9 protein-coding genes are annotated in these 13,059 nt (G+C 72.0%); all 9 read left to right on the top strand.

Going from position 1 to position 13,059, the window contains the following annotated elements; translation table 11 throughout:
• The first annotated feature begins 51 nt into the window (after positions 1 to 51).
• Positions 52 to 1,314, top strand: coding sequence for a tryptophan synthase subunit beta (trpB, locus tag ACFVUY_RS16925; protein WP_380546877.1), 1,263 nt, complete (start codon positions 52 to 54; stop codon positions 1,312 to 1,314).
• A gap of 2 nt (positions 1,315 to 1,316) precedes the next feature.
• The gene (trpA, locus tag ACFVUY_RS16920) at positions 1,317 to 2,141 is read left to right on the top strand and encodes a tryptophan synthase subunit alpha (RefSeq protein ID WP_387693425.1); all 825 of its coding nucleotides are present in this window, start codon (positions 1,317 to 1,319) and stop codon (positions 2,139 to 2,141) included.
• A gap of 229 nt (positions 2,142 to 2,370) precedes the next feature.
• A complete protein-coding gene (locus ACFVUY_RS16915) occupies positions 2,371 to 2,574 on the top strand; it encodes a hypothetical protein (protein WP_387693424.1) in 204 nt (67 codons plus the stop codon).
• A 128-nt stretch (positions 2,575 to 2,702) separates the two neighbouring features.
• Positions 2,703 to 3,212 carry a MauE/DoxX family redox-associated membrane protein gene (locus tag ACFVUY_RS16910; RefSeq protein WP_387693423.1) on the top strand — a complete coding sequence of 170 codons (510 nt, stop codon included), beginning with the start codon at positions 2,703 to 2,705 and terminating at the stop codon, positions 3,210 to 3,212.
• A 106-nt stretch (positions 3,213 to 3,318) separates the two neighbouring features.
• Entirely contained in the window at positions 3,319 to 4,182 is an 864-nt protein-coding gene (locus tag ACFVUY_RS16905) for a DsbA family protein (protein WP_387693422.1), read from the top strand.
• A gap of 119 nt (positions 4,183 to 4,301) precedes the next feature.
• Entirely contained in the window at positions 4,302 to 5,342 is a 1,041-nt protein-coding gene (gene lgt / locus ACFVUY_RS16900; protein ID WP_387730625.1) for a prolipoprotein diacylglyceryl transferase, read from the top strand.
• A gap of 162 nt (positions 5,343 to 5,504) precedes the next feature.
• A complete protein-coding gene (locus ACFVUY_RS16895; RefSeq protein WP_387693459.1) occupies positions 5,505 to 6,227 on the top strand; it encodes a VIT1/CCC1 transporter family protein in 723 nt (240 codons plus the stop codon).
• A gap of 417 nt (positions 6,228 to 6,644) precedes the next feature.
• Positions 6,645 to 11,246, top strand: a complete 4,602-nt coding sequence (gene gltB, locus ACFVUY_RS16890; protein WP_387693458.1) for a glutamate synthase large subunit — start codon at positions 6,645 to 6,647, stop codon at positions 11,244 to 11,246.
• Complete coding sequence (locus ACFVUY_RS16885; protein WP_380546870.1) at positions 11,239 to 12,699, top strand: glutamate synthase subunit beta; 1,461 nt, start codon at positions 11,239 to 11,241, stop codon at positions 12,697 to 12,699. Before gltB ends, ACFVUY_RS16885 begins: the two co-directional genes overlap by 8 nt.
• Positions 12,700 to 13,059: the final 360 nt, after the last annotated feature.

The following is a 13,059-nucleotide window of genomic DNA, read 5'->3' as shown; positions in this document are numbered from 1 at the left end:
TCCGGCCGGGAAGACGTCATCGTCGTCCATCTCCGTTCAAGGGAAACCACCATGTCCGAAAAGGACTACCTGCCCGGCGCCCAGGTGCCGGACGCGCGCGGCTACTTCGGCGCGTACGGCGGCCGCTTCATCCCCGAGGCGCTGGTCGCCGCGGTCGAGCAGGTCGCCGAGGAGTACGAGAAGGCCAAGGCCGACCCGGCCTTCGCCGCCGAGCTCGACGCGCTGCTCAAGGACTACACCGGGCGCCCGAGCCCGCTGACCGACGTGCACCGCTTCTCCGCCGAGGCGGGTGGCGCGCGCGTCCTGCTCAAGCGCGAGGACCTCAACCACACCGGCTCGCACAAGATCAACAATGTGCTGGGCCAGGCGCTGCTCACCAGGCGGATGGGCAAGACCCGGATCATCGCCGAGACCGGCGCCGGCCAGCACGGCGTGGCCACCGCGACGGCCTGCGCCCTGTTCGGCTTCGACTGCACCATCTACATGGGCGAGGTCGACACCGAGCGCCAGGCGCTCAACGTCGCCCGGATGCGGATGCTCGGCGCCGAGGTGGTGGCCGTCAAGTCCGGCAGCCGCACGCTCAAGGACGCCATCAACGAGGCGTTCCGGGACTGGGTCGCCAACGTCGACTCCACCCACTACCTGTTCGGCACCGTCGCCGGGCCGCACCCGTTCCCGATGATGGTCCGGGACTTCCACCGGATCATCGGCGTCGAGGCGCGGCAGCAGGTCCTCGACCGGACCGGCCGGCTGCCGGACGCGGTCGTGGCCTGCGTCGGCGGCGGCTCCAACGCGATGGGGATCTTCCACGAGTTCATCCCGGACGCCGGGGTGCGCCTGATCGGCTGCGAGGCGGCGGGCGAGGGCGCCGAGACGCCCCGGCACGCGGCCACCCTCACCAAGGGCGACCCGGGGGTGCTGCACGGCTCCCGGACGTACGTCCTCCAGGACGAGGACGGGCAGACCGTCGAGTCGCACTCGATCTCGGCGGGGCTGGACTACCCGGGGGTCGGGCCGGAGCACGCCTGGCTGAAGGACACCGGGCGGGCGGAGTACCGGCCGGTCACGGACGACGCCGCGATGCAGGCGCTGCGGCTGCTGTCCCGCACCGAGGGGATCATCCCGGCCATCGAGAGCGCCCACGCGCTCGCCGGGGCGCTGGAGCTGGGGCGCGAGCTCGGGCCGGAGGCGACCATCCTGGTCTCGCTGTCGGGGCGCGGGGACAAGGACATGCACACCGCGGCCGAGTACTTCGGCCTGTACGACGAGCAGGCCGGCGGCGCGGGCGACGGCGCCGCCGAGGGGGGTAAGTGATCATGACTTCCAAGCTGAGCGCCGGCAAGCTGAGCGGTGTCCTGGCGGCCGCCAAGGCCGAGGACCGGGCCGCGCTGATCGGGTACCTGCCGGCCGGGTTCCCGACCGTGGACGGCGGCATCCGGGCGGTCAACGCGCTCATCGAGGGCGGCTGCGACGTGGTCGAGGTCGGGCTGCCGCACTCCGACCCGGTGCTGGACGGCGCGGTCATCCAGACCGCCGACGACATCGCGCTGCGGGGCGGCGTGCGGATCAAGGACGTGCTGCGGACCGTCCAGGAGGTCGCCTCGGCGCACCCCGAGGCCGCGGTGCTCGTGATGACGTACTGGAACCCGGTCGACCGCTACGGCGTGGCGCGGTTCGCGGCGGACCTGGCGGCCGCCGGCGGCGCCGGGTGCATCCTGCCGGACCTGCCGGTGGAGGAGTCCGAGGAGTGGCGCAAGGCGGCGGACGAGCACGGGCTGGACACCGTGTTCGTGGTCGCCCCCAGCAGCAAGGACGCGCGGCTGGCGGAGGTCACGGCGGCCGGGAGCGGGTTCGTGTACGCGGCCGCGGTGATGGGCGTGACCGGGACGCGGTCGGCCGTCGGGTCGATGGCCGAGGACCTGGTCGCCCGGACCAGGGCGACGACGGACCTGCCGGTCTGCGTCGGGCTCGGGGTGTCGGACGCGGTGCAGGCGGCCGAGGTCGCCCGGTTCGCGGACGGCGTGATCGTCGGGTCGGCGTTCGTGAAGCGGATCCTGGACGCGGGCGAGGACGAGGCGGCGGCGCTGGACGCGGTGCGGGCCCTCGCCGGAGAGCTGGCCCAGGGCGTCCGCAGGAGCTGACGCGGTAGGAACATCCGGCCGACGGCCCTCCACTCCTCGGGAAGTGGGGGGCCGTCGTCTTTTCGCGGGGCGTGGGCACGGGCGCGCGGCTCCTCCCCGCGCTCCGGCCGGACTGCGGGCCCGAACGGGTGAACAAGGGGTGGGGACACGCATCAGCCGGGGTTGACGGACGTTGAGTGGAGGGACGAGTGCACGAACGGTTGCGGTGACGAGCGGAAGGGGTGAGCCGGTGCGGGGTCTCCAGCGGGCCGTTCTGCTGCGGGCGGCGGCAGCCGTGCTGGCGCTCGCCGCCGCGGTCGGGGTGCACGTGGAAGTGGGGCACGCGCTGGCCAGGCGCGGGGCCGAGCGCGCGGAGCGGGAGGCGGTGGCGTGCGCGGAGGCGGCCCGGCACCCCGATCTGTTCGAAGCGGGATGGTCGGCGGGGTGCCGCTGACGCGCAGGTGTTCGGTCCATTCGGACAGAACGTCACCCGTCCGGCTTCATTCCTGAATGCGAAGGAACCACCCCTCATTCCTCACGGTTCCTCAGGGAGTGAACGAGTTTCCCGAGGGGGGTTCCCTGATGACCGCGCAGCCCGGCGGCTCCGCGCCCACGCCCCGGGCGGCGAGACCGGTGCCGGCCTGGAGCGAGTGGCTCGGCACGGTCGTGCGGCTCGGCCTCGCGGTGGTCTGGGGATGGGCCGGGCTGGCGAAGGTCTCCGACCCGGCGGAGGCCGCCCAGGCCGTCCGGGCCTACGAGATCCTGCCCGAGGGCCTGGTCAAGCCGATCGGCTACGGCCTGCCGTTCCTGGAGCTGGCCCTGGCCGTGCTGCTGGTGGTGGGCCTCGGCGTCCGGCTGGTGGCCGGGGTCTCCGCGGTGCTGCTGCTGGTCTTCATCGCCGGGATCGCCTCCGCCTGGGCACGCGGCATCTCGATCGACTGCGGCTGCTTCGGTGGCGGCGGGCACGTCGACGAGTCCCGGACCGAGTACCTCCAGGAGATCCTGCGCGACACCGGGTTCCTGCTGCTGGCCGGGTGGCTGCTGTGGCGGCCCCGCACCCGGCTGTCGGTGGACGCCTGGCTGGCGAACTGACCCCCGCACCCCCGCACCGGCGAGCTGATCCCCGCCCCCCGCACCGGCGAGCTGACCCCCACACCCCTGCACCCGACGAAGGCCCCCGACCGTGGATGTCAAGGCAATGAGCGAGAAGAACCGAGAAGGCAAGCGCACCGCCCGCGAGCGGATGCTGGAACAGCGGGAGGCCGAGGAGGTCTCCTCCCGGCGCAAGAAGAAGCTGATCGTGGGCGGTTCCGTGCTCGCGGTGATCGCCGCCGCGGTGATCGTCGGCGTCGTGGTGCAGAACCAGCGCTCCAAGCCGGAGACGCCGACCGCCGTCCCGGCCGGGACGATCGGCGACAAGAACCTGGTCATCCCGGTCGGCGCGGGCAACGCGCCCTCCGTCCTCACGGTCTACGAGGACCCGCGCTGCCCCGCCTGCGGCACCTTCGAGCGCGAGTTCTCCTCCACCATCGACCAGCTGGAGGACGCCGGGAAGATCTACACGAACTACCACATCGTGTCGTTCATCGACCGGGCCGTGGGGGGCAAGGGCTCCAAGACCGCCGCCAACGCCCTGGGCTGCGCCCAGGACGCCGGGCACTTCCGGGACTTCCACGACGTGCTGTACCGCAACCAGCCGGACGAGACCAACGACGCCTTCGGCGACAAGACCGTGCTGCTCAGCCTGGCCAAGCAGGTCAACGGCCTGGACACGCCCGAGTTCCAGTCCTGCGTCAACGACAACAAGTTCGGCGGGTGGGTGTCCGCGGTGCAGCAGGACTTCGACAAGTCCAGCTTCAAGTCCACCCCGACGGTGCTGCTCAACGGCCAGCCGATCTACCCGAAGAACGGCAGCGAGGAGATCACCCCGGCCAACCTGGTGGCCTGGGTGGACGCCGCGAACCAGGGCAAGCAGCTGGGTACGGCGGGTTCGCACGGGCAGACCCCGGCGCCGACCAGCACCGCCTCGGAGGCCAACAACCCGTCGCCGACGGCCGGCTGAGCCCGCTCCGCCGCGCCGCTCCCTCCCCGTCCGGAGGGGGCGGCGCCGCCCGTTGTTCGGTTTCTGTGACCACAAGGGGCCCCGAACGGGCCGTCGGACCCTGTAGCGTCGGAACTGCCATGGATATCGCCTACATTCCCAGCCCGTCGCGGGGCGTCCTGTACCTGGGACCGATCCCGCTGCGCGCCTACGCCTTCTGCATCATCCTCGGTGTCGTCGTTGCCGTCTGGCTCGGCAGCAAGCGCTGGGTCGCCCGGGGCGGTGCCAAGCACACCGTCGGCGACATCGCCGTGTGGGCCGTGCCGTTCGGCCTGGTCGGCGGCCGCCTCTACCACGTGATCACCGACGGTGGCCGGCTGTACTTCGCCGAGGGGAAGAACCCCTGGGACGCCCTCAAGATCTGGGAGGGCGGTCTCGGCATCTGGGGCGCCGTCGCGCTGGGCGCGGTCGGCGCCTGGATCGGTGCCCGCCGCCGGGGCGTGCCGCTGCCCGCGTACGCCGACGCCATCGCGCCGGGCATCGCGCTCGCGCAGGCGCTGGGCCGCTGGGGCAACTACTTCAACCAGGAGCTGTACGGCCGGTCGACCACCCTGCCGTGGGGCCTGGAGATCGACAAGACGCTGGCCAACGGCGAGGTCGTGAAGGGCGTCTACCACCCGACCTTCCTGTACGAGTCGCTGTGGTGCGTCGGCGTCGCGCTGCTGGTGATCTGGGCGGACCGCCGGTTCACGCTGGGCCACGGCCGGGCGTTCGCGCTGTACGTGGCCGCGTACACGGTGGGCCGGTTCTGGACCGAGTGGCTGCGGATCGACGAGGCGCACGTCTACTTCGGCCTGCGGCTGAACGACTGGGTGTCCATCGGGGTGTTCGTCGCCGCGGTGGCGTACTTCGTGATCGTGGGCAGGACGCGACCCGGGCGGGAGGACCCGGCGAGCATCGATCCGGCCGCGCACCTGGCGGCGGAGGACGCCGAGTCCGGCGAGAAGAGCGGAACGAGCGGGAAGAGCGGGAAGAAGGCCGAGGAGAAGGCCGACGGGAAGGCCGACGGGAAGGCCCCGGAGAAGGCCGACGGGAAGCCGGCGCTGCGCGAGCCGGCCGGGCCCGTGGCCGACGTGGCGGCCGCCGAGACGGTCGGCGAGGACGTCAAGAACCCCATCTGACCTGGGGCTTCCCCCGGCCGAGGCCACCCTTCGCGAGGTTTGCGAAGGGTGGCCTCAGTGGTGTTCGGACAGCCTTACTTTGCTGGAAATGCCCAGGTCAGGCGGGCTACGTTCAGGGCTGACGAACCACGACGGAGGGGAACGACGATGAGCACGATCACCATGGAGGCCGACGCCGGACACCAGCCCCGGATACCCGCGGCCGACCACCACCGGGACGTCAACGGGGGCTGGCTGCGGCCGGCCGTGTTCGGCGCGGTGGACGGGCTGGTGTCCAACTTCGCGCTGATGACCGGCGTGGTCGGCGGCGCGGCGTCCAACGGGACGGTGATCCTGACCGGGCTGGCGGGCCTGGCGGCCGGCGCCTGCTCGATGGCGGCGGGGGAGTACACCTCGGTGGCCTCGCAGCGGGAGCTGGTGCAGGCCGAGATCGAGGCCGAGCGGCTGGAGCTGAGCCGCAATCCGCACGGGGAGCTGGCCGAGCTGGCCCAGCTGTACGTCTCGCGCGGGGTGGACCCGGAGCTGGCGCACGAGGTGGCCCGGCAGCTGTCCGCCGACCCGGAGCTGGCCCTGGAGGTGCACGCCCGCGAGGAGCTGGGCGTCGACCCGACCGACCTGCCGTCGCCGCTGGTGGCGGCCGGTTCGTCGTTCCTGTGCTTCGCGCTCGGCGCGCTGCTGCCGCTGCTGCCCTACCTGCTGGGGGCGACCGCGCTGCTGCCCGCGATGCTGCTGGCCGGGGCCGGGCTGTTCCTGTGCGGCGCGGTGGTGGCCCGGGTGACGGCGCGCAGCTGGTGGTTCAGCGGGCTGCGGCAGCTGGTGCTGGGCGGTGCGGCGGCCGGGGTGACCTACCTGCTCGGGTGGCTGATCGGCGGCCATGTGGGCTGACCGGAGTCGTGCATGACTATGCTGAGCAGTGCGTGACGTTTCACACATGGGCGCCCGGCGACGCCTGGCAGTGTCTCACCATTCGGGCCCCCGAGCCGCGGATTCGCATCCGCGGACGGGCTCCCGGGATGGAATCGCAGGCGTCCATGATCGGCTTCTGTAGCGGTCCGGTTTCGCCCCTGTTTCGGGCGGTGGACGGTTGGGCACAATCGTCGGGACGTGCACTGTGGCGCGTCCTCCCACACACCCCCTGACCTGCGTGTCGTCCCGCCATGTGGACGGGATATTCCGCTTCTCGGGATCGTGGGCATCATGTAACTTGCACGACACCGCACCATCGCATCAGGGCCAACGTCGTCCCTACTTGCACCAACTTGCCGAAAGACGACGACGGGAGAGCCGATGCTGTCTGCATCCATGCACTCCGCCAACGAGCCCCAGGCCGGCGCCGCCCGCCAGCCGTACGCGCTCGTGCCGGATGCGCGACCTGCTGCTCAGGGCCTGTACGACCCGCGGAACGAGCACGACGCCTGTGGCGTCGGTTTCGTCGCCACGCTGACCGGCATCGCCGACCACACCATCGTCGAGCAGGCGCTGAACGTCCTGCGCAACCTGGAGCACCGCGGCGCCACCGGCGCCGACCCCGACTCCGGCGACGGCGCGGGCATCCTGACCCAGATCCCCGACGCCTTCCTGCGCGGGAAGGTCTCCTTCGAGCTCCCGGCGGCCGGCTCCTACGCCGTCGGCATCGCCTTCCTGCCGGAGGACGACGAGAAGGACGCCGCGGCCGTCGCCCGGATCGAGGGCATCGCCGCCGAGGAGGGCCTGACCGTCCTCGGCTGGCGCGACGTCCCGGTCACCCCCGACCTGCTCGGCGCCGCCGCCCGCAGCGCGATGCCGCGCTTCCGGCAGGTCTTCCTGGCAGGCGCCGACCGGGCCGGCATCGAGCTGGACCGGATCGCCTTCGTGGTCCGCAAGCGGGCCGAGCGCGAGGCCGGGGTGTACTTCCCGTCGCTGTCCGCGCGCACCATCGTCTACAAGGGCATGCTGACCACCGGCCAGCTGGAGCCCTTCTTCCCCGACCTGTCGGACCGCAGCTACGCGTCCGCGATCGGCCTGGTGCACTCGCGGTTCTCCACCAACACCTTCCCGAGCTGGCCGCTCGCCCACCCGTACCGCTTCGTCGCCCACAACGGCGAGATCAACACGGTCAAGGGCAACCGCAACTGGATGCACGCCCGGGAGTCGCAGCTCGCCACCGACCTCATCCCCGCCAACAGCAACGGGCAGGGCCTGGAGCGGATCTTCCCGATCTGCACCCCGGACCACTCCGACTCGGCCTCCTTCGACGAGGTCCTGGAGCTGCTCCACCTCGGCGGCCGCTCGCTGCCGCACTCGGTGCTGATGATGATCCCGGAGGCGTGGGAGAACCACGCCACCATGAGCCCCGCCCGCCGCGCCTTCTACCAGTACCACTCCAACCTGATGGAGCCCTGGGACGGCCCGGCCTGCGTCACCTTCACCGACGGCAACCAGATCGGCGCCGTGCTCGACCGCAACGGCCTGCGCCCGGCCCGGTACTGGATCACCGAGGACGGCCTGGTCGTCCTCTCCTCCGAGGTCGGCGTGCTCGACATCGACCAGGAGAAGGTCACCAGGAAGGGCCGCCTCCAGCCCGGCCGGATGTTCCTGGTGGACACCGCCGAGGGCCGGATCGTCCCGGACGAGGAGGTCAAGTCCGCCCTCGCCGCCGAGCACCCCTACGAGGAGTGGGTGGACGGCGGGCAGATCCAGCTCGCCAAGCTGCCCGAGCGCGAGCACATCGCCCACACCCACGCCTCCGTCACCCGCCGCCAGCAGACCTTCGGCTACACCGAGGAGGAGCTGCGGGTCGTCCTCGCGCCGATGGCGCGCACCGGCGCCGAGGCGCTGGGCTCGATGGGCACCGACTCGCCGATCGCCGCACTGAGCGAGAAGCCCCGTCTGCTGTTCGACTACTTCGTGCAGCTCTTCGCGCAGGTCACCAACCCGCCGCTGGACGCCATCCGCGAGGAGCTCGTCACCTCGCTGCTGTCCAACCTCGGCCCCGAGGGCAACCTGCTGGCCGCCGAGGCCGCCGCCTGCCGCTCGGTCGGCATCACCTTCCCGGTGATCGACAACGACGAGCTGGCCAAGCTCGTCCACATCAACGCCGACGGCGACCAGCCCGGCCTCAAGGCCGTCACGCTCTCCGGCCTCTACAAGGTCGCCACCGGCGGCCAGGGCCTGGCCTCCCGGCTCGCCGAGATCGCCGCCGAGGCCGACGCGGCGATCGCCGACGGTGCCCGGATCATCGTGCTCTCCGACCGGCACTCCGATGCCGAGCACGCGCCGATCCCCTCGCTGCTGCTCACCTCGGCCGTCCACCACCACCTGATCCGCACCAAGCAGCGCACCCAGGTGTCGCTGCTGGTCGAGGCGGGCGACGTCCGCGAGGTGCACCACGTCGCGCTGCTGATCGGCTACGGCGCCGGGGCGGTCAACCCGTACCTGGCGATGGAGTCGGTCGAGGACCTGGTCGCCCAGGGAGTGTTCATCGCGGGCGTCGAGCCCGAGAAGGCCATCCGGAACCTGATCAAGGCGCTCGGCAAGGGCGTGCTCAAGGTCATGTCCAAGATGGGCATCTCGACCGTGGCCTCCTACCGCGGCGCCCAGGTCTTCGAGGCCATCGGCCTCTCCCACGACCTGGTCGACGGCTACTTCGCCGGCACCACCACCAAGCTCGGCGGCATCGGCCTGGAGGAGATCGCCCGCGAGACGGCCGCCCGGCACGCCAAGGCGTACCCGGCCTCCGGCATCCCGGCCGCGCACCGCGCCCTGGAGATCGGCGGCGAGTACCAGTGGCGCCGCGAGGGCGAGCCGCACCTGTTCGACCCGGACACCGTCTTCCGGCTCCAGCACGCCACCCGCAACCGCCGCTACGACATCTTCAAGCAGTACACGGACCGGGTGAACGAGCAGTCCGAGCGGCTCATGACGCTGCGCGGCCTGTTCCAGCTGGACGGCCTCGGCCGGGAGCCGATCCCGGTCGAGGAGGTCGAGCCGGTCTCCGAGATCGTCAAGCGCTTCTCCACCGGCGCCATGTCGTACGGCTCGATCTCGCGCGAGGCGCACGAGACCCTGGCCATCGCGATGAACCGCCTCGGCGGCAAGTCCAACACCGGCGAGGGCGGCGAGGACCCGGACCGGCTGTACGACCCGGAGCGCCGCTCGGCGATCAAGCAGGTCGCCTCCGGCCGGTTCGGCGTCACCTCCGAGTACCTGGTCAACGCCGACGACATCCAGATCAAGATGGCCCAGGGCGCCAAGCCCGGCGAGGGCGGCCAGCTGCCCGGCCACAAGGTGTACCCCTGGGTCGCCAGGACCCGGCACTCCACCCCGGGCGTCGGCCTGATCTCGCCGCCGCCGCACCACGACATCTACTCGATCGAGGACCTGGCGCAGCTGATCCACGACCTCAAGAACGCCAACCCGGCGGCCCGCATCCACGTGAAGCTGGTCTCCGAGGTCGGCGTCGGGACGGTCGCCGCGGGCGTGTCCAAGGCCCACGCGGACGTCGTGCTGGTGTCCGGGCACGACGGCGGGACGGGCGCCTCGCCGCTCACCTCGCTGAAGCACGCCGGCGGGCCCTGGGAGCTCGGACTCGCCGAGACCCAGCAGACGCTGCTGCTCAACGGGCTGCGCGAGCGCATCGTCGTCCAGACCGACGGCCAGCTGAAGACCGGCCGCGACGTGGTGATCGCCGCGCTGCTCGGCGCCGAGGAGTTCGGCTTCGCGACCGCCCCGCTGGTGGTCTCCGGCTGCATCATGATGCGCGTCTGCCACCTGGACACCTGCCCGGTCGGCGTCGCCACCCAGAACCCGGTGCTGCGCGAGCGGTTCTCCGGCAAGCCCGAATTCGTGGTCAACTTCTTCGAGTTCATCGCCGAGGAGGTCCGGGAGATCCTGGCCTCGCTGGGCCTGCGCTCGATCGAGGAGGCCGTCGGCCACGCCGAGCACATCGACACCCGGGCCGCGATCGACCACTGGAAGGCCGCCGGGCTGGACCTCGCCCCGCTGTTCCACGTGCCCGAGCTGCCCGAAGGGGCCGCCCGGCACAGCACCACCACCCAGGACCACGCGCTCGACAAGGCCCTGGACAACCAGCTGATCACGCTCGCCGAGGACGCGCTGGAGCGCGGCGACGCCGTCCGCATCCAGCTGCCGATCCGCAACGTCAACCGCACCGTCGGCACCATGCTCGGCCACGAGGTGACCAAGCGGTACCGCGGCGAGGGCCTGCCGGAGGGGACCATCGACGTCACCTTCACCGGCTCCGCCGGACAGTCCTTCGGCGCGTTCCTGCCGCGCGGCGTGACCCTGCGCCTGGAGGGCGACGCCAACGACTACGTCGGCAAGGGCCTCTCGGGCGGCGTCGTCGTCGTCCGCCCGGCCCGCGAGGCGGCGGCCATCGGCAACGACGCCCAGAACCACGTCATCGCCGGCAACACCATCGGCTACGGCGCCACCTCGGGCCGCGTCCACCTGCGCGGCAAGGCCGGCGAGCGCTTCGCCGTCCGCAACTCCGGGGCCACCCTGGTGGTCGAGGGCGTGGGCGACCACGGCCTGGAGTACATGACCGGCGGCCGGGTCGTCGTCCTCGGCGAGACCGGACGCAACCTCGCGGCGGGCATGTCCGGCGGCATCGCGTACGTCCTGGACCTGCGCCCCGCCAACGTCAACGACGGCATGGTGGGCATCGAGGCCCCCACCGCCGCCGACCGCGACTGGCTGCGCGACACCGTGCAGCAGCACTACGAGGAGACCGGCTCCACCGTCGCCGCCGAACTCCTGGCGGACTGGGGCAGCGGGGTCTCCCGCTTCTCCAAGATCATGCCGACCGACTACAAGGCAGTGCTCGCCGCCAAGGACGCCGCTGAGCGCGATGGCCTCTCCGAGGCCGAGACCACCGCGAAGATGATGGAGGCGGCTAATGGCTGACCCCAAGGGCTTCCTGACCACGCCCAAGCAGCTGGCCGAGCGCCGCCCGGTCGACGTCCGACTCAAGGACTGGAACGAGGTCTACGTCGAGCGCAGCCTCCTGCCGATCATCACCGAGCAGGCCGGCCGCTGCATGGACTGCGGCATCCCGTTCTGCCACAACGGCTGCCCGCTCGGGAACCTCATCCCCGAGTGGAACGACCTGGCCTACCGGGACGACTTCGTCGGCGCGATCGAGCGGCTGCACGCCACCAACAACTTCCCGGAGTTCACCGGCCGGCTCTGCCCGGCTCCGTGCGAGTCCGCGTGCGTCCTCGGCATCAACCAGGACGCGGTGACCATCAAGAACGTCGAGGTCACCATCATCGACAAGGCCTGGGACCGGGGCGGGGTCACCCCGCAGGTGCCCGAGCGGCTCTCCGGCAAGACCGTCGCCGTGGTGGGCTCCGGCCCGGCCGGCCTCGCCGCCGCCCAGCAGCTCACCCGGGCCGGGCACACCGTCGTGGTGTACGAGCGGGCCGACCGGATCGGCGGACTGCTGCGCTACGGCATCCCCGAGTTCAAGATGGAGAAGCGCCACATCAACCGCCGCATCGAGCAGATGCGGGCGGAGGGCACCCGGTTCCGCACCGGTGTGCACGTCGGCGAGGACATCACCGGCCAGCAGCTGCGCGAGCGCTTCGACGCCGTGGTCGTCGCGGCCGGCGCCACCACCGCCCGCGACCTGCCGGTGCCCGGACGCGAGCTCAAGGGCATCCACCAGGCCATGGAGTACCTGCCGCTGGCCAACAAGGTGCAGGAGGGCGACTTCGTCGAGTCCCCGATCAGCGCCAAGGGCAAGCACGTGGTCGTGATCGGCGGCGGCGACACCGGCGCGGACTGCGTCGGCACCGCGCACCGGCAGGGGGCGGCCTCCGTCACCCAGCTGGAGATCATGCCGCGGCCCGGCGAGGAGCGGCCCGGGCACCAGCCGTGGCCGACCATGCCGATGACCTACAAGGTCACCTCCGCGCACGAGGAGGGCGGCGAGCGGATCTACTCCGTCAACACCACCCGCTTCACCGGCGACGAGGACGGCAACGTCCAGGAACTGCACCTCGTCGAGGTGGAGTTCAAGGACGGCCGGTTCGAGCCGGTGCCCGGCACCGAGCGGGCCGTCCCGGCGCAGCTGGTCACCCTGGCCATGGGCTTCACCGGGACGGACGTGCGGAACGGGCTGGTCGAGCAGCTGGGAGCGGACCTCGACGCGCGCGGTAACATTGCCCGCGATGGCCGGTTCGCCACCAATGTCGATGGCGTGTACGTCTGCGGAGACGCCGGCCGTGGCCAGTCGCTGATCGTCTGGGCCATCGCGGAAGGCCGTTCGGCCGCCGCCGCGGTGGACAGGTACCTGGGCGGCAAGACCCCGCTTCCCGCCCCGATCCGGCCCACGGACCGCCCCCTGGTGGTCTGACGGACGGACGGTCCGACCGGCCTCCACCGAACGCCCGGCGCCGCATCGCCGGGAGCTCAACCCGCTGCCCCCGCCAGCGTCGCCGGGCCAACGCGGTCTCCTGGCGCCTGCCCTCTTCCCCGACCAGTTGGAGGGCGGGCGCCGTCGCGTTCCCCGACGGCCGTCCGGCGCCGGGAGCAGCGGCTCGGGGCCCGGAACTCCGGGCCGGGGACGACCCGGACACCGCCCGGGCTGCGGCGACTCCCGGACAAACGTCCGGAGCCGTGATCCGTCCGGCGGGATCCCGCACAGTGGGCTGTTGTTCGTCGGTGCCAAGTGGCAGACTGCGGCCGACGGCCGGGGGGCTGGGCGAGTGCGGAG

It is taken from the genome of Kitasatospora sp. NPDC058063, assembly GCF_042885395.1.
GTDB classification, from domain to species: Bacteria; Actinomycetota; Actinomycetes; order Streptomycetales; family Streptomycetaceae; genus Kitasatospora; species Kitasatospora lactacystinica.
Note: the sequence above shows the minus strand (reverse complement) of the source record. Positions and strands in the feature narration are given on the sequence as shown.

Excerpts from the sequence above, each read along its gene's own strand:
- trpB (WP_380546877.1), top strand. The coding sequence starts at position 52 with ATGTCCGAAAAGGACTACCTGCCCGGCGCCCAGGTGCCGGACGCGCGC.
- trpA (WP_387693425.1), top strand. The coding sequence starts at position 1,317 with ATGACTTCCAAGCTGAGCGCCGGCAAGCTGAGCGGTGTCCTGGCGGCC.
- ACFVUY_RS16910 (WP_387693423.1), top strand. The coding sequence starts at position 2,703 with ATGACCGCGCAGCCCGGCGGCTCCGCGCCCACGCCCCGGGCGGCGAGA.
- ACFVUY_RS16905 (WP_387693422.1), top strand. The coding sequence starts at position 3,319 with ATGAGCGAGAAGAACCGAGAAGGCAAGCGCACCGCCCGCGAGCGGATG.
- lgt (WP_387730625.1), top strand. The coding sequence starts at position 4,302 with ATGGATATCGCCTACATTCCCAGCCCGTCGCGGGGCGTCCTGTACCTG.
- ACFVUY_RS16895 (WP_387693459.1), top strand. The coding sequence starts at position 5,505 with ATGGAGGCCGACGCCGGACACCAGCCCCGGATACCCGCGGCCGACCAC.
- gltB (WP_387693458.1), top strand. The coding sequence starts at position 6,645 with ATGCACTCCGCCAACGAGCCCCAGGCCGGCGCCGCCCGCCAGCCGTAC.
- ACFVUY_RS16885 (WP_380546870.1), top strand. The coding sequence starts at position 11,239 with ATGGCTGACCCCAAGGGCTTCCTGACCACGCCCAAGCAGCTGGCCGAG.